The sequence below is a fragment of the Noviherbaspirillum massiliense JC206 genome (genome assembly GCF_000312045.1).
In the GTDB taxonomy this organism is placed as follows: Bacteria; Pseudomonadota; Gammaproteobacteria; order Burkholderiales; family Burkholderiaceae_D; genus Noviherbaspirillum; species Noviherbaspirillum massiliense.
This window is the reverse complement of record NZ_HE978635.1, coordinates 49524-66285: the sequence shown is the minus strand read 5'-3', so window position 1 is coordinate 66285 and position 16762 is coordinate 49524. Positions and strand designations below refer to the sequence as shown.

General features: G+C 61.0%; 15 protein-coding genes. 7 read left to right on the top strand and 8 right to left on the bottom strand.

What is annotated here, in order from left to right:
• Positions 1 to 10: 10 nt before the first annotated feature.
• Positions 11 to 1225 carry an MFS transporter gene (locus tag HGHM_RS15780; protein WP_051155341.1) on the bottom strand — a complete coding sequence of 405 codons (1215 nt, stop codon included), beginning with the start codon at positions 1223 to 1225 and terminating at the stop codon, positions 11 to 13.
• Between the two features lie 167 nt (positions 1226 to 1392).
• The gene (gene folE / locus HGHM_RS15775) at positions 1393 to 2025 is read right to left on the bottom strand and encodes a GTP cyclohydrolase I FolE (protein WP_019142518.1); all 633 of its coding nucleotides are present in this window, start codon (positions 2023 to 2025) and stop codon (positions 1393 to 1395) included.
• Between the two features lie 533 nt (positions 2026 to 2558).
• Between folE and HGHM_RS15770 the strand changes: the two genes are divergently transcribed.
• Complete coding sequence (locus HGHM_RS15770; protein ID WP_019142517.1) at positions 2559 to 3383, top strand: hypothetical protein; 825 nt, start codon at positions 2559 to 2561, stop codon at positions 3381 to 3383.
• A gap of 572 nt (positions 3384 to 3955) precedes the next feature.
• On the opposite strand, the gene HGHM_RS15760 is transcribed toward HGHM_RS15770, so the two are convergent.
• The gene (locus tag HGHM_RS15760) at positions 3956 to 4561 is read right to left on the bottom strand and encodes an outer membrane protein assembly factor BamE (protein WP_218918054.1); all 606 of its coding nucleotides are present in this window, start codon (positions 4559 to 4561) and stop codon (positions 3956 to 3958) included.
• 231 nt (positions 4562 to 4792) lie between these two features.
• Here HGHM_RS15760 and HGHM_RS15755 point away from each other — a divergent pair, with 231 nt between their 5' ends.
• Both HGHM_RS15755 and HGHM_RS21540 read left to right on the top strand, forming a co-directional pair.
• The gene (locus HGHM_RS15755; protein ID WP_019142514.1) at positions 4793 to 5224 is read left to right on the top strand and encodes a DNA-binding transcriptional response regulator; all 432 of its coding nucleotides are present in this window, start codon (positions 4793 to 4795) and stop codon (positions 5222 to 5224) included.
• Between the two features lie 145 nt (positions 5225 to 5369).
• Positions 5370 to 5903: a regulatory protein RecX gene (locus HGHM_RS21540; RefSeq protein ID WP_019142513.1), complete on the top strand. Its 534-nt coding sequence runs from the start codon at positions 5370 to 5372 to the stop codon at positions 5901 to 5903.
• A gap of 53 nt (positions 5904 to 5956) precedes the next feature.
• Here the strand turns inward: HGHM_RS21540 and HGHM_RS15745 are convergent, their stop codons facing one another.
• Positions 5957 to 8143: an EAL domain-containing response regulator gene (locus HGHM_RS15745; RefSeq protein ID WP_051155351.1), complete on the bottom strand. Its 2187-nt coding sequence runs from the start codon at positions 8141 to 8143 to the stop codon at positions 5957 to 5959.
• 40 nt (positions 8144 to 8183) lie between these two features.
• Positions 8184 to 10325 (bottom strand): HDOD domain-containing protein, encoded by a 2142-nt coding sequence (locus HGHM_RS21535; protein WP_019142511.1) that lies wholly within the window; start codon positions 10323 to 10325, stop codon positions 8184 to 8186.
• A 274-nt stretch (positions 10326 to 10599) separates the two neighbouring features.
• On the opposite strand from HGHM_RS21535, the gene HGHM_RS15730 reads away from it, so the two are divergent.
• Positions 10600 to 11484: an alpha/beta hydrolase gene (locus HGHM_RS15730; protein WP_019142509.1), complete on the top strand. Its 885-nt coding sequence runs from the start codon at positions 10600 to 10602 to the stop codon at positions 11482 to 11484.
• 37 nt (positions 11485 to 11521) lie between these two features.
• Here the strand turns inward: HGHM_RS15730 and HGHM_RS15725 are convergent, their stop codons facing one another.
• Complete coding sequence (locus tag HGHM_RS15725) at positions 11522 to 11986, bottom strand: DUF2269 family protein (protein ID WP_019142508.1); 465 nt, start codon at positions 11984 to 11986, stop codon at positions 11522 to 11524.
• Complete coding sequence (locus HGHM_RS15720; protein ID WP_281004505.1) at positions 11986 to 13257, bottom strand: SDR family oxidoreductase; 1272 nt, start codon at positions 13255 to 13257, stop codon at positions 11986 to 11988. Before HGHM_RS15720 ends, HGHM_RS15725 begins: the two co-directional genes overlap by 1 nt.
• 93 nt (positions 13258 to 13350) lie before the next feature.
• Between HGHM_RS15720 and HGHM_RS15715 the strand changes: the two genes are divergently transcribed.
• Together HGHM_RS15715 and HGHM_RS15710 are read left to right on the top strand one after the other, a co-directional pair.
• Positions 13351 to 13866 carry a hypothetical protein gene (locus tag HGHM_RS15715; protein ID WP_019142506.1) on the top strand — a complete coding sequence of 172 codons (516 nt, stop codon included), beginning with the start codon at positions 13351 to 13353 and terminating at the stop codon, positions 13864 to 13866.
• Positions 13866 to 14072 (top strand): DUF6494 family protein, encoded by a 207-nt coding sequence (locus HGHM_RS15710; RefSeq protein WP_019142505.1) that lies wholly within the window; start codon positions 13866 to 13868, stop codon positions 14070 to 14072. Before HGHM_RS15715 ends, HGHM_RS15710 begins: the two co-directional genes overlap by 1 nt.
• 131 nt (positions 14073 to 14203) lie before the next feature.
• On the opposite strand, the gene HGHM_RS15705 is transcribed toward HGHM_RS15710, so the two are convergent.
• Positions 14204 to 15181, bottom strand: coding sequence for a tripartite tricarboxylate transporter substrate binding protein BugD (locus tag HGHM_RS15705; RefSeq protein ID WP_019142504.1), 978 nt, complete (start codon positions 15179 to 15181; stop codon positions 14204 to 14206).
• A gap of 379 nt (positions 15182 to 15560) precedes the next feature.
• On the opposite strand from HGHM_RS15705, the gene HGHM_RS15700 reads away from it, so the two are divergent.
• A complete protein-coding gene (locus HGHM_RS15700) occupies positions 15561 to 16757 on the top strand; it encodes a CaiB/BaiF CoA transferase family protein (protein WP_019142503.1) in 1197 nt (398 codons plus the stop codon).
• The last annotated feature ends 5 nt before the right edge of the window (positions 16758 to 16762 follow it).

The window sequence follows — 16762 nt, the reverse complement described above, 5'->3', positions numbered from 1 at the left end:
GAGGAAATGCCTAGTCCGGCAGCTTCGACTTCAACCGATAACTGAAGTTTAACGCCACCAGGAACACCCCCGCCGCACCGATAGCCAATACGCCCGAAGTGCCGACATGCTCGACCATCCTGCCTGCGCATGCTACGCCTACAGATTGGCCGAGGAAGAAGCAGGATGCAAATCCGGACACCGCTGCGCCACGCCGTTCCGGCGCCATCTGGGTGGCATTGATTTGCAAGGTGTTATGGAGCATGTAAAACCCGAGGCCCGCGATGAAGCAGCCGGGTACTGCCCACCACCAGGCAGGCGCGAGCCCGATCGCGAGCAGGGAAGCGGAAACAAAACATCCTCCCCAAAGTGCAAGGCCGGTCTCGCCCAGCCGACGCACCAGCTTCGCGGACGCGATCGCGAACAGCAGTCCGCCGAATCCGAACAGCATCACCAACGCGCCCGCGCCGCTCAAGGACATGCCAAACGTGCGATGTACGTGGGAGGCAATGAATGCGAAGGAACCGTAAAGAAATGCGCCTTCGAGGAATACGGTCAGCAAGACAATCCGCGCCCACGGGCGGGCGAGCACCTGCCGAAACTCCCCGGTCATGCGGCGCACAGCCGAGCCTTTTGCCTTGTGTAATTTTCTTGCGTACTCCGGAAGCCGGCGGTTCAATGTCAACAGCGCGATGCCGATCAACAGGAAAGCCAGTGCGACCCCGAAAAACGGGACGCGCCAGCTGAGCCGGTCCGCTGCCAGTCCCCCGCACAACACACCCGTTGAAAGACCAAGGATCTGCCCGATCAGAAATCGCGCCAGCACCGGTTGGCGTTCATGATAGGGCACGACGTCTCCGATCCATGCCATCGAGAGGGGAATGATTGCCGCAGCAGTCGCACCCGCCAGCAGGCGCGCAAGCAGCAGGAGGGGGAAAGTCAGCGCCACGGCACATAATCCCGCAGTGATGGCGCAGGCAATGCTGGCGCAGGCAACGACAAAGTATTTACCGTAGCGGTCGCCGACCGGACCAAAGAACAGTTGCGACAGTCCATACGCAATCGCGAAGAACGTGATCACATTGGACGCATCCCCGAGCGACACATGGAATTCGGACGCGAAGTGCGGCAGCAGTGGATCGGTAACCCGTAGCGACACGCCGCTTCCAAATGCAGCCAGGGAAAGTAATGGAACTGCGACGACGGGGATGGGTGAAAGCGCGGGTGCGGATTCGTTCGCTTGCATTGACAGGTTTCGGAAAGTGTCGGCAGATCAGCTGTGCTGCCTAGGGCCATTGCCAAACACAGCTGTCTGTCGATGCGGTCAGGTCCGATGCAAGCGTGATCGGCCTGCATCAGCATCAGGTCACAAACTGCAGGACCGGCGGTGCCCGCAGTTTGCATTCAAGGCCTTCAGGTCAGGGCATTGCCGTTGTGCGGCCGGCCAATCATCGCCAGGAATTCTTGCCGGGTCGAGAGATTTTCCCGGAATGTTCCCAGCATGCGGCTCGTGACCATGGCCACCCCGGGCTTGTGCACGCCGCGGGTCGTCATGCATTGGTGCGAGGCTTCGATCACCACTGCAACGCCGTTCGGTTGCAGGATGTCATTGAGCGTATCCGCAATTTGCGCGGTCATCTTTTCCTGGATTTGCAGACGCTTGGCATAGACTTCGACCAGCCGGGCCAGCTTGGAAATGCCGACGACACGGCGCTCCGGCATGTAAGCAATATGTGCCTTGCCGATAATCGGCACCATATGGTGTTCGCAATGGCTCTCGAAGCGGATATCGGTGAGCACGATCATTTCATCGTAGCCCTCGACCTCGGAAAAGGTGCGGGCCAGAATTTGCGCCGGATCTTCTTGATAACCGGAAAAGAATTCTTCGTACGACCGGACCACTCTGGAAGGCGTATCGAGCAAGCCTTCCCTGGCCGGATCGTCGCCGGCCCATCGTATCAATGTCCGGACAGCTTCTTCCGCTTCCTCGCGCGAGGGACGGTCCGCCTCGGCAGCGGAACTCGATTTGGGGTTGATTGCGCTCATGATGATTATTTGGATCGTTGAAACACGAATGATACCGAACACCGCAATGCTCTGCTCGCTGGGCAGACGCCGAAGGATATCCGACGGATCGCATTCCGCTTCGTGAACCGAGTCGGGGCGGGCAACGCATGGCGCTTGCGCCTTTAACTTTCCAGCTCCGAACCCCGGCGCCCGATTCGGCCTGCGATAGTCGGAGGATGATGATTGCCGATGCCGGAAAGGAAGCGATCTTTGCTAATATTGCGCCGGCAGGTTCGGGAATTCGCGACTCGCTTGGACAGCCAGAATCGTTCCGGACTTCGTGCGACGCCCGGGAATTAGTCTTTAACCGGGGCGTCAATCCGGAAGGATTTTTATCAGCGGCGTTGTTGGCGCGAGGGACGACATGGCGTGGCCGTGCCGCGTCTGTTTGGTGCACCAGGCCGGGGCGGCTGCATCGCTGCATTTGTCAGTTACTCGGCTGTGAAGGCAAATTGGCGGCTTGACGCATGTATTGGATGATCCGGTTGCCTGTATGGCAAAAGGGAGGATGAATGAAAGATGACGACATTCCGGTAAAAACCAGCGAAGGCCTGGCGGAGATGAAGACGCGCACTTTGGGCCTCTCTCCACGAATGCGAACTGCCCTGCTTCTGGTGGATGGGTTAAAAACCGTTGGCGAACTCAGGCGTGTGATGGATGCAGCCGGAGCGCACGCCGGGGCGCTGGAAACGCTCTTCGAAAAAGGTTTGATCGCCATTCCCGCGGAGGAGCCTGTTCAAGCTCCAGCCGCGGCGCCTGCCCCGGTTGCCTCGCGGGAGGCCTTGCCAACGTTGGAATCGGAACCATCGGTCGAGCCTGTGCTCGAGCATGCGTCCTGGCCTGTGCAGGAAGCAGCGCCGGTCCGGGCACCGCAGTCCAGGCAGCCGGCAGAAACCCCAACGCCATCGAGGAAGGTTGCCACGCCTGAGCCAACCAGTCCGGCACCCGTGCCAGAGCTACCGGTGCTGTCGCAAGACGGGAAAATGCCCAGTGCCGATTCCGGCGGAACCGCAGCGGCGAAGCCGAAAGAGGACAACAAGCCCGCTTCAGCCGTAAAACCTGCTTCGATGCCGAATCAGGCAGGCGGGCAAAGGAGCGCAACATCTGCCTCGGGAGTGGATCTCAAGCTTTTGGGCGCACGCGCTCATCTGGCGAGCGCGCTCGATGAACATGTCGGCTTCCAGAGTTATATTCTCAAGCAGCAATTGGTCGGCTGCAGCTCGCGTCCGGAACTCGAGTCCTTATATGGCGCAGTAGAAAAAGCGCTCGGCGCGGCCTTGAAGCCCCCCCATACCCAGAAGATCATCGATACTGCAAAAAGCGTTCTGGGGACCTGACTGCGGAATGGCTGAAGTTCGCAGGCTGCCCCAATTGCAGGCTGTCCAGGACGAATTCTTGTCATTGGAAGCCTAAGACCTAGACATCTGTATCCGGACGGCATATTCTCTTGTCAATGCGGCAACAAAATGCCGCTTTGCGTGTTAAACCCGAGTCCCGTGCGATGCGTGGAAGAGACCTAAAATGCTGATGCCATTAGTCGAGACGAACCAGCAGTGTCCGGAGTGCGGCAAATTCCAGGGAGTGGAATCTGTCCACATTCAACCGCTTGATGAACGATCCGGACAGACCGATCGGCGCAAGAATGCAGCCAATGCCACCCCCTATTTGCGGGACAGGAGGCAGCTGCAGGATCGCAGGAAACAGGACGAATGGACATCCGTGCACAATGACGTAAGCGTGCCGAGCATGGTGTGCCTTGCCTGCGAGCATGTTTGGCACAACCCCGCAGTGGACTGATATCTTGACCTGAAGTTTGCTGCACACTTCTGGTCCTGACGATAAACCTACAAATAAGAACGGCCGTGTTGCCCGAATGCGGCAACACGGCCGTTTGCCTGCCCGGAACCGCTTAATCCATCACTACCAGATTGCGCGTCTGTGGATCGGTAGTGATTTCCTTCACCCGTCCGTTACCGTCAAAAACGACCTGAAACTCGGCAAAGCTGGTCAGCCAGTAGCGCCAGATTTTGGCATCAAGGTTGGGATTTTCACTGCTCATGGGATAACCCACCGCCATCAAGACCTGCTCACGGGTCATGCCCGGGACGAGACGGGCACTCGTGATGGCGTTGCGGATTCTCGCCGGGTAAGTTGCCAGTTTGGCCTTGGGATCCGCCTCCACGATATAGCGTTTCGCGAAAGCTTCCAATTGCAGATCGCGGCTGTAATCGTTGCCAATGGCTTGCTTGCCGCCACCAATTTCCACATAAACCCGGTACCGCCCGTATCCCGTTGCCTTGACAGGCGTACCAACTGCAATGACACGCTTCCCGTTTTCGGCATAGTTCGCATCGCTGATCCAGCTGCCATCCGTACGCATGTTGCAGCACAGATAGCCTTGCGGCAGGGATTGCGCCCATGAGGCAGAAATCGATGCAGCGAGCAAAGCGCCGCACATTGCAAAACGAACGAGCATAGGGACTCCTGTCAGATTAGAGTGGCGGGAATAATGCAATAAAAGCATTTCCGACAGGAATTATACAGACGGGAAATACGAAAACTTTCTTTTTGAATAAGCAAAAGGGCAAGGCTGCCTTACTAAGCACCGAATTGGCGTCCTGCCAGTTTTGTTCAATTACGAATTTTTGATCTAAGTCAAAGTTGCAAATTAACAAACTCTTTTAAAGTTTGACATTCGTTAAACAACAAAGCACAGCGGGGCCGTGCCCGTGGGAGACAGGGTTAAATGCAAGCCACGACCAAAGTGCTGGTGGCACTGATGCCGGAGTACATCCAGCCCATATCGCAAGTAGTGCCGGGCAGCTTTGACATGACGTTCACCACGTCGTTGAACGAGGCCCAGTCCTTGCTCGACAGTAGCCGATTCGACGTCATCGTGTGCGGCGCGCATTTTGACGGCTGCCGCATGTTCGATCTGCTCCGCTACGCGAAATCGACGCTGCAGACGCGGGATATTCCTTTCTTGTGTGTGCGAGCGGTGGGGGGCGCACTGGACCGGACTCTCTACGAAGGAGTAAAGATCGCGAGCATGGCATTGGGCGCCGCGGGATTCGTCGATCTTTACCGCCTGAACATGGAAACCGGCGAAGCCGAGGGACTCAAAAAAATGCGCCAGCTTATCGAACAAATGGCGGCTGGCCAGCCCTTGGATATCTGAATCCAAGGCCGGATCCCGCTAGAGATTGGCTGGCCGCGCCGGGGAGAACCAGCCCGACCGCTGCGGTGAGGGATGCGCCAATCAGCTTCATGCCGGATAATGCGGAAAGCGAGTCCGAAAGCATTGCCGAGGATGCGCTTTTCCCATGACGAAATCCATCGAATACACCCGAACCTCCGACAAGACCAGGCAACGCAAACGTCCCGGCGAGCCCAGGCAGAAGCCGAAGATGAGCAGCCCGCAATATGCCATGTTCCTGTTGAGCCGCTACGAGTACAGTGCTGTCAATTTGCGTGCCAAACTGATCCAGCGCGGCTACAGTGCCGAAGAAGCCGACGCCGCGATGGCATTTGTTACCGAGCGCGGCTACCAGTCGGATGAGAGGTATGCCGAGAGCAAGGCAAGGGCGCGTCAGTCACGCGCTGGCAACCGGAAGATCGAACTTGTCCTGCGCAGCAAGGGCGTCAGCGAAAAAGTGGCGCGCGAACAGATTGCGACGTTGGACCCGGAAGAAGACCGCGCCAGGCACTCAGTGGAAAAATTCAAAAAGATGGCGGCTGCCGCTGGTCTGACACCCGAACTCAGGCAGAAGATCTACCGTCATCTCTCCAGCCGGGGTTTTTCCGGCAGCGCGATTCGGGCGGCGCTCGCAGAATTGCAGTCGTCCCTTGAGGATTGACCTTGCGGCGGGATGGCGAACCCGACTTCCTCCAAGACAAGCAGGTTGGTCAGTCAGCGTGCCGCCAGAACGGGGGATTGCGCCTTCAGGGCCCGAATGAATTCGCTTCGGGTCAGCGGGCTGTGGAAATAATATCCCTGCATCGTGGTGCAGCCCGCCCGTTCCAGGTAGCGGGCCTGGACTTGCGTCTCCACGCCCTCGGCCACGAGGTTGAGCCCAAGGCCTCGTGCGATCGAGATGATGGCCAGCACCACGGGATAATGGCCGTTATCGCTCACGATTTCCCGGACAAAGGACTGGTCGATCTTGATCGTGTGGATCGGAAAGCGATGCAGGTAGGACAGGGATGAATAGCCGGTGCCGAAATCGTCGATCGCCACGCTGACTCCCAGGTCGCACAATCTGTTGAGCTGCTCGATGGCGTATTGCGGCTTGCGGATGCAGATGTTCTCGGTGATTTCGACTTCGATCTGCGTCGGTGACAGGCCATAGGTGGCCAGCGATTCCTGGAGCTTCTTGCTGAAATTGCCGCGATCCAGATATTGTGGAGAAATGTTCAGCGAAAGGCGGATCGCCCGGTCGCTCACCGCGTTCCATTCCCTGCCGTCGCGGCACAATGCGCCTATCATCCAGTCGGTGATCGGAATCATCAATCCGTTTTCCTCCGCAAAGGGAAGAAACTCTCCCGCCGCCAGCAAGCCGCGATCCGGATGGTTCCAGCGCATCAGCCCTTCGGCGCCGATGATCCTGCCGGTCTTCACATCCACCAGCGGCTGGTAATACATTTCGAGCTCATGCTGCTCCAGCGCCCGGCGCAGGCTGTTTTCCAGAATGATTTTCTGACCCGACGCATCCAGCATCGAATTGTCGTAAAAGCTGTAGCCGTTCTTGCCGATCGCCTTGACCTGGTACATGGCAATGTCGGCATGCCGGATCAGGTCGTCTATGGCGTTGCCGTCATCCGGATACACGGCAATGCCGATGCTCGCCGATACATGCAATTCATGGCCATCAAGATAGAAGGGCTGGTCCAGGCACTTGAGGAATTTGTCGGCGATCACGCCGGCATCGCGCCTGTCCCTCAGTTCGGGCAGGAGCACCGTGAATTCGTCGCCGCCGATCCGTGCCAGGGTATCGCCCCGCCGCAGGCTCGCCTTCAGGCGCGCCGTCACCTGCTGGAGCAGCGAATCGCCCTTGACATGGCCCAGGGTATCGTTGACCAGCTTGAACCGGTCGAGGTCGACAAACATGACCGCCAGCTCGGTCGCATCCCGCTTGGCCTGGATCAGTGCCTGCTCGAGGCGGTCCCGGAACAGCACGCGATTCGGCAATCCGGTGAGGATGTCGTGATAGGCCTGGTAGGAGATTTGTTCTTCGGCACGCTTGCGCTCGGTGATGTCGCGCGCAACGCCATAAGTCCCGAAAAACTGCTTGCTCCCGCTGCTCTTCTCGGCGGAATACATGCCCATCGAATTGAAGGACACCGTCATCAGAGTATGTTCGAAGGCGCGTTCCACGCGGCCATGGCGGACGCACTTCAGGCGCAGCTCCACATTGCGTGACGCGCGGTCGCCGACGCGGCGCTCCATGAAAACGTAATGGGCACGCTCCAGGTCTTCCTCGTGGACCAGGGAAGAGTAATGCTTGCCGATCAGTTCTTCGCGCGGAACGCCGAGCAGCTGCTGGACACGGTCATTGACGAAGGTGAACTGCCCTTCAGGGTTCAGGGTGTAGATGATGTCGGGCGAGCTGTCCACCAGATAGCGGTAAAGCTTTTCCGAGCAGGCCAGACGCCAGGAAATCTGGCGATTCTCGGCTTCCAGCTGGCGTTTCTGAAGCGCATTGTCGACCGTCTTGAGCAATTCTTCGTGCGGATAAGGCTTGCGCAGATAGCCGTAGGCCCCACGCCGGAGGGCGCCGATCGCGGCATCGATGTCGGTGTCGCCGCTCAGCACGATGACGCTCGCATCGATGCCTTTCGCATTGATGAAATCCATGATCTCGTGTCCGCTGAGGTCGGGCAGTCTCAGATCCAGCAGGATCAGGTCAAAGCGTTGTTTCATGAGCTGCGCGACTGCTTCGCTGCCGCAGGTGGCGGTCACGAGCTGATAGCCCGAATCCTTGAGCAGGTCATGCAGGCTGGAGAGCAGCCGCGGCTCGTCATCAACCAGCAGCAAACGCGGCACGGCTCCCTGGTCCATGCCTGGCATCAGGCCCAGGCTGTTCAAGGCCATGTGCATGGCAGTCGAATCGTAGGAAGTTATCAGCTTCATCATCACCTCAGACGTAATGCCCGTTGTTTGGCCCGGGGTTTGCTGCCGGCCCGGCGAGACCGGAGACGGGCAGCAGGATCTCGAACGCCGTCCCTTTCTTGTTGCTGTGGCAGGTAATCCTGCCCTGCATGTCCTGGACGAGGCCATGCACGATGCTCAAGCCCAGCCCCCTGTGGCCGTTGCCTTTGGTGCTGCGCACCTGCGTAAACAGATTTGCCATCATGTCTTTCGGGATGCCGGGCCCCGTATCCCTGATCCACAGACCGACATACAGCGCGCCATCCTGGTTGACGAAGCCGTTGTTCTGGATCTTGATCTCGCCGCCGTTCGGCATGGCCTCGACCGCGTTCTTGACCAGGTTCACCAGGATTTGCTTGACGAGATTCGGATCGCAGTCGAGCATGAACGGCTCGTCCGGCGTGCGGACTGCGATCTGCACGGATGGCGGCGCATATTCCATATCCCGGAACAGGCGTACCACGTCATGGATGACACGGTTGATTTCCGCGGCACTGCCCGGCGCCGGCGTCTGCAGCCGGGTCAATCCATTCATGATTTGTCCGACCCGGTCGATTTCCTCGATCAGGATGGATATGTCGGTGTTTACCGGTTCCTGCTTGATCAGCTTGCGGTCGAGCACGCTCAGATAATTCCGGATGATGGCGAGCGGATTGTTGACTTCATGAGCCACGCGCTGCGCCACGTTCCTGAATTCCCCGGCGGCGAATGCAGCCTGGCGCTCGGTTTCGGAGCGCTCGCTCAATAGCGCATCGAGGGCGGCTGCGGCTTGCAGGCCGAAGGCGTGAAGCAGCCGGTCCGACGCCCGCAGTGCCTCCAGCTGCCATGATTCCGCCACGCCCACGAAGACGCCGAGGCAGCGATCCTGTGCCACGAGCGGCAGGCACACCAGGCATTCACTGCCAAAAATGCGCAGCAACTGCTCTTCGTGTATGCCGAGCGTGCTTCCATCGTGGAGCATGAAGGTGACGCGCCGTTCCGTTGCCGCCTCGGCAAGCGGGCCGGCACTGATGAGCGGCACGCACAGCTCCGCCAGGCGCTGGTGCCGGCCGCTTCCCGGGAGAACGGAGAGAACATGCTTGCCGTGATCCAGCATGAGAACCGCGTCATCCCGGAAATCGAACAGGATGCGCGCTGAGCGCGAAACCATGTCGAGCAAGGATTTGCGATCACGCTGCTTCGCAAAACAGCGGCCTGTTTCGGAGAACAGGGCGAGGCTGCGCACATGCGCTGATAATTTTTCCCTGGCCGCATCCGGGCCCATGCCGGGCGGTCGGGAAGCCTTAGCCGGGGCCTTGCCGTCAGTGGTAGCGAGATCGATCCCGAGGCTGGCGGCTGCTCTGCCGACCTCCTCGCTCGCTTGCTCCTGCAGGCCTGCCAGTTCCTGCACGTCCATGCCAAGCAGAGCAGCGGCGCCATCCAGCCCCGAAGCAGCATGGCTCGCTCCATTGGCGAGCAGGCGTGCCGCGAACACGATGCGGATCAGGGGGTGGGCATGCTCCAGGCGGGCGGCGGGTCCCAGCCGGTACAGCACGCTGTCGGCGAGGAATGGATCACCGTTCCAGCGCCGGATCAGTGCCGCTCCGGCCTGCGAAATTCGCGCGTGAAGGTCCGCCGGGCCCTCGCTGCTTCCCGGGGAAACCTTCGGCATTCCTGCAGGCGTGACGCAAGAGAGCGCGAGGTGCCCGATCTCGTGCAGCAGCCCCGCAAGATAGGATTCCTCCCCGTGCCCATAGCCGATCCTCTCCGCCAGCATCCGCGCGGCATGCGCGGCAAGCAAGGAATCCTTCCAGAAGCGTAGCAGGCTGGCGGCATCTGCCGGCGGATGCAGGTCGAAGGCATGGCGCACCGACTCGGCAACGATCAGGGTTTTGACCAGGCCGGGATCGAGGACAGTGAGGGCATGGCGAAGGCTGGCGGGGAGGCCGGGGCGGTGAAATGCCGGGATGGCGCTGGCGGCTGCCAGGACCTTTGCCGTCATCGCGGGATCCATGGCGATCAGCTCAGCCAAGCCTGTCCGATCGATGGCATCTGCCTCGCAATGGCTGACCAGCCTGGCGAGCACTTGCGGCAGCGTCGGCAAGTGCGCGGCAGACAAGCGTTGGTAGATGTCGGCGTCGGACTGGTGCATGGCTCAAGCCGCTGCAGCACATGGATTGGAAAAGGAAATGGCTGGCGCCTTCGGCAAGGCTCAGCCAGCACTGACTGCCTTCACTTATTGCTGATCCACTGCAGAAATAGCCCCTCCCTGTAGATGCTACTTTCACAATTGCAATTTTAGCATCATAACATTGTATCCCCGGGGAAAGGAGAAGAAAGTTGATTGCGGAACCGCAATGGCCTTTATTACCACAGAGATATGCTTGTTCCAGCCCTTCTCTCTTCTCTCACCAGCACTCGGCACCATGGAACCCAAAACCAAACTCATGCTTTCCGGCTTTGCCGGCTTGGCCGGTACAGTCTGGATCGGCCTGATGGCCACCATTGCTTCAAGGCAGCAGCAGCTTGTGTTCAATCCGATCCGCGTCAAGGAAGTCGACCGTCCGCGCAGCAGCGGCCATCGGACCCGGCCGGTGGTCTTGCGCAGCACCGACGGCACCCGTCTTTCCGGGTGGCTGCTGTCGCCGGTCGGGCTCGGCCGGCACCCCGCCGTCATTTATTTCGGCGGCCGCTCGGAAGAGGTGTCCTGGGTAGCGCGCGATGCAGGCACTATGTTTCCCGGAATGACAGTGCTCGTGATGAATTACCGCGGCTACGGGGATTCCCACGGGGTGCCGGGAGAGCGCCAGATGATCGAAGACGGCCAGATGCTGTTCGACTGGCTGGCCGCGCACCAGCAAGTGGACGCTGCCCGGATCGCAGTGGTCGGCCGCAGCCTGGGTTCGGGCGTGGCAGTCCAGCTTGCGGCGCACCGGCCGGTGGCTGCGCTGGCGCTGATCACTCCCTACGATTCCATCCTCGCGATCGCCAAGCGCCACTTCAAGCCCTTGCCGGTATCGCTTTTGCTGAAACACCGCTTCGAGTCGGTCAAGTACGCGGAAAAGGTGGCGGCGCCGGTACTGGTGCTGCGCGCCCAGACCGATGATGTGGTGCCGCACCTGCATACCGACCAGCTGGTATCGAAGCTTGCCACGCTCGCGCAGGATGAAATCGTCCCCGATTCGGATCACTACAACATTCCGTATCTTCCGGAAACCCAGAAGCGGATCGCCGCTTTCCTGCGCAGCCGCTTCTTCCAGATGGCGGCAGCGCCGGTGCTCGCGGCTTCGGCCTGCGTGGCGCAAGCCTGAGCCGCCGGCCACGTGCGGCCAAGTCGGTGGCGTGCCTTCACGCCGGCTTGGCCACCATCAGGTAAAACACCACTACCAGGGAAAAGAAGGCGGGGATGCCCAGGATCACCCAGATCCGCAGATAGCGCCAGTAGACAGCGGGGAGAGGGACATCCTTCTCCGCCGCTTCGCGCGCGAGACGGCGCATCCGGATCTGCAGCCAGACCACCGGCAGCCAGCAGGCGCCGGCAAGGAAATACAGCGCGATCGACCAGACAATCCACTTGCTCGTCAGGGGAAAGCCGGCCAGATGGATCAGGTAAAACCCGGTCAGCGGCTGGATGATGATGGTGGTGGTCGTAAACAGCCAGTCGGCCAGCACCACATAGCGCACGACGACGGCAATCGCGCGCACGTCGCGGCTGAGGCTGGCAAACAGCATATAGAAGGCGGAGCCGATGCCGGTCCCGAACAGGAAGGTCGAGGACAGGATGTGCAGCCATTTCACGGTCAGGTAATCCATCAGCGCTTCTCCAGTTCGAGCAGGAGCCAGATTGCGGCAAGCATCGGCAGGTTCTTGAGCAAGGGACCGTAGGGGTGCAGCCAGAACTCGGGCAGCTTCCAGCTGATGATTGCCGTATAAAACAGGATCAGCGCCATCTGCGCCAGCCACAGCCAGCGCCGCCGGCGCAGCAGCAGGATGCCCAGGCCAAAGCCGAGGTCGAGCAGGGCCGCGCCGTACAGCATGACCGTTGCCAGTGCGCCGTGAATGCCGACGCGCGCCAGCAGCGCATAACTGTCGGCCACCGGATACAGGCCGAGCGATACGATCCCCGTCACGATCCAGACCAGGGCAATGCTGATACGCAGCATCGGCAGCAGCCAATTGAGCAGGGCCTGCGTCCGCACCGTCTGCGCTTGCGCCTTCGGAATGAATTCCGTTGCCGCGCGAGGTTCACGCCCGAGCAGCGTGCGCGTTGGCGCCGCATCCGCAGTGTTGCCGCGCCCGAGCATTTGCAGCGTGTCTGCATCGAGCAGGCTGCCGGGCAGTACCTTGCCTACTGCTGCGGCAAGCTGCATCAAAGGCATCGGCAACGGCAGGAAATGCGCCTGGCCCAGGCCCATCGCCTGGCGCAAGCTTGCAAGAAGCGCGCGCAGCGCCAAGGCTTGCGGGCCGACGACCGGGATGCGGATGCCGCGGCCGACCGGCCGGCCCAGCAGCGCGAGAATCGCTGCCACCACATCATCCACATGCACCGGCTGGATCTGCTGCAGTCCGCGCCCGGGCAGGCCAATCAGCGGCAGGCTTGCAAGCGTGGTGAACAGCTGCGCGCTGGTGCCGCCCGGTCCGTACACGATGGAAGGCTGGACGATGGCGGATGCGAGCGGCAGGCTGGCCAGGAAATCATCGGCTTCCTTCTTGCTGAGGTGGTAGCGGCTCTGTGCCTGCGCGTCCGCGCCCAGCGCGGAAATCTGGATCACCTGCTTTACCTGGGCGGCGGCACAGGCGGCAAACAGGGCGCGCGGCGCGCGGCTGTGAATCGCATCGAAGGTCTGGGAGCCGTGTTCGCGGATGATGCCGACTGCATTGATGACGACATCGATTCCGGCCAGGCGCGGCAGCCAGTCTTCCGCGCTGAAGTCGCGGGTGTAATCCGCCGCCACGCAACGGAAACGCTGGTCCGTCATCCTGGATGGATCGCGCACGGCGCATACCACCTTGTGCTGGGCCATGGCGAGGGCATCGGCGAGCCGGCGCCCGATGAATCCGCTCGCTCCTGTCAGCAACACCACCAATTTGCCTCCTTCGCGGGAACCTGCCCGGCCTTGATTCGTCACAACTATGATGATTGCAGAAGCGGCAAGTTCATTCCCAAGGGAGCGTGCATGAAAAGCTGGCGGCAAGCCTTGCGTGATGGCGCAGTGAGTGGCAGCGTGGCAAGCGTCCTGTCCACGGCAGCGCTTAGTGCTTACGGGGAACAGGAAGATGGAACGCCTTACGGGCCCACGAATGCCATCAGCCACTGGTTCTGGGGTAGGCGGGCGACGCAGCGCGACGGCCCGAGCATGCGCTATACCGCGCTCGGATATGCGATCCATCATGCTTCGTCCACCTTTTGGGCAGTAATCTATGAAAAATGGCTGGGCGAACATGCGGAACAAAAATCGCTTGTCCCCGCGTTCGCCGGCGGCACTGCCATTGCCGGACTCGCTTGCTTCGTCGATTACACCCTGACACCGCGGCGGCTGCGGCCGGGGTTCGAGCAAAGGCTGCCGCGTCGGTCGCTGTTTGTGGTTTATGCCGCGTTCGGGCTCGGGCTGGCGCTGCGCGGGATGGTGGCATCGGAGGAAAGCCGCATGGAATCACCGAGAAGACACTGCATTCCTGCCGGGAGGCCGTAATGAATGAAGAAACCTTCAACCTCAGCATTCGCAAATTCCTGAAGACGGTCGGAGTCCGTTCTCAGAGGGAAATCGAACAGGCCGTCGCGCAGGCGCTTGTGCGCGGCGAAATCACCGGCAATGAAAGCTTTCCAGCGACAGCGACCGTGGAAATCGCGGCACTGAAGCTCAAGTTCAGTATCGACGGGGAAATCCAGCTGGAATAGTCGCTTGCCCGCCCGCTGTCCATCATGCCCATCATGGCGCGCGTGGAAGGCGAACTGGGCCCGGAAATGAACATGGCGGGGAATTTCCCCGCCATGTTCCCGCGCAAGCGATGGACAGCTTCAGCCGGCGCTCAGTCGGCGTATACGCCTGCCTTCTTGATGATCGGCGCCCATTTGTCGACCTCGGCCTTGAGGTGGGACCGCAGGGCTTCCGGGGTGGCGCGGTCGGCCGGCACCGGCTCGGTACCCAGTTCCGCGAAGCGCTGCTTGACGGTCTGATCCTTCAACGCAACCTGCAAGGCATTGGCCAGCTTGTCGATGACCGGTTTCGGCGTGCCCTTGGGCGCGTACAGGCCGTGCCAGACCGCGACCTGGAAGTTCGGCAGGCCGGCTTCGCTCGTGGTCGGCACATTCGACAGGGAAGGAACGCGATTCGGGGTTGTGACGGCATAGACCTTGATCTTGCCGCTCTTGATCTGGCTGGTGGTGTTGGTCGTCTGGTCGCACATCGTGTCCACCTGGCCGCCCAGCAAGTCATTCATCGCCGGGCCGGTCCCCTTGTAGGGCACCGTGGTGAGTTCGGTTTCGATCGCGCTCATGAACAGCATGCCGCACAGGTGCGAGGCCGATCCGACGCCGGCATTGGCATAGGTGACCTTGTCCTTGTGGGTCTTGAGATAGGTGATCAGCTCCTTCATGTCCTTCGCCGGAAAATCCTTGCGCGCCACCAGCGTCATCGGCACGTCAGTCACCAGTCCGACCGGCTCGAAATCGGTAACCGGATTGAAGGTCAGCTTGCGGTACAGGGTAGGGGCGGTGGACTGGCCGATATGGTGCAGCAGCAGGGTATAGCCATCCGGTTCCGCTCTTGCCGCGCGCCCGGCGCCGATGGTGCCGCCTGCGCCCACGGCGTTTTCGACGATCACTTGCTGATTGAGGGTCTTGCCCATCGACTGCGCGATCAGGCGGGCGACGGTATCGGTTGGTCCGCCTGCCGAGAACGGCACGATCATGGTGATGGTCTTGGTCGGATAGGCAGACTGCGCATAGGCGGTCGTGCTTGCGGCCAGTGCGATCGCGGCCAGGGAGTACAAAAACTTCGGTTTCATGTGTCTCGCTCCTTTGTTCAGGTTTAAGCAGGATTTGAAGCAAATAACCCCTTGGAAAGCCGCCTGCGGTGCGGCTGATTCACCGCTTTTTATGGCAGGCACAGAAGGCTTCCCCTCGTGCAGCGTACCGAATATACCCCATACGCCGGGCGAGGGATACTTTCCCCGCGCAGCCAGCCTGTTTTTGCCGCAGGCAAGGCCAGGCTGGTGAGCCCGCCCGCAGGCCGCGGCGGCGAGCTGCCCGGCCCTCTTCCATTGCCAGTTGTGATTAAATGGCGGCTCCCAGGCTACCCGCGGGTGGCGGACGTATGCGGCGCATTGCCCTGGGACGCCATCGAACAGCCGCCGGATTCGCCATCCCATCCAGTCCAGACCAGTCATGAACAAGCAGATTCTCTCCGGTATCCGGGTCCTCGAACTCGGTCAACTCATCGCCGGCCCCTTCGCCTCGAAAACATTGGCAGACTTCGGGGCCGAAATCATCAAGGTCGAAACCCCGGGCGACGGCGACCCGCTGCGCAAATGGCGCCAGCTGCACAAGGGCACCTCGGTCTGGTGGCAGGCGCAGTCGCGCAACAAGCAATCCGTCTGCATCGACCTGCGCCAGCAAGAAGGGCAGCAGCTGGTGCGGCGGCTGGCCGAAACCGCCGATGTGATAATCGAGAATTTCCGGCCCGGCACGCTCGAAAAATGGGGCCTGGGCTGGGAGCAGCTGCATGCGGCGAACCCGCGCCTGATCATGCTGCGCGTCTCCGGGTACGGCCAGGATGGCCCGAGGCGCGACGAGCCCGGCTTTGCCGCCATCGGTGAAGCCATGGCCGGCCTGCGCTACATCACGGGCGAGCCGGGCCGGGTGCCGGTGCGCGCGGGCGTCTCCCTCGGCGACACCATCGCGGGGCTGCACGGGGCGCTGGGCGTGCTGCTGGCGCTTTACCAGCGCGACGCGCGCGGCGGCACCGGGCAGATGATCGACGTGGCGCTGTATGAATCGGTATTCAACCTGACAGAAAGCCTGCTGCCGGAATATTCCGCATTCGGCACGATCCGCAAACCGGCGGGTGGCGCGCTGCCGGGCATCGCGCCTTCGAATGCCTACCGCTGCGGCGATGGCGAATACATCCTGATCGCCGGCAATGGCGACTCCATCTTCAAGCGCCTGATGCAGCTCATCGGCCGCGCCGACCTTGCGGAAGATCCGACGCTGGCGCAGAACGACGGCCGTGCACGGCGGGCCGAGGAACTCGACGCCGCCATCGGCGCCTGGAGCGGCGCGCTCGACAGCGGCACGGCGCTGGAGCAGCTGAGGAAAGCGGCCGTTCCTTCCGGCCGCATCTATTCCGCCAAGGACATCGCCGAAGACGAGCATTACCGCGCGCGCGGCGTGATCGAAAAAGTGCGCAGCGCCGACGGACTGGAAGTGGACGTCCCGGGCATCATGCCCAAGCTGTCGGAAAATCCGGGCGCGATCCGCTTCCGTGCCCCGGTGCTCGGCGAACACACCGAGCAGGTGCTGAAGGATGCCGGCCTCACGGCAGACCAGATCGCTGCATTGAAAGCAAAGGGCATCATTGCCTGAACCGC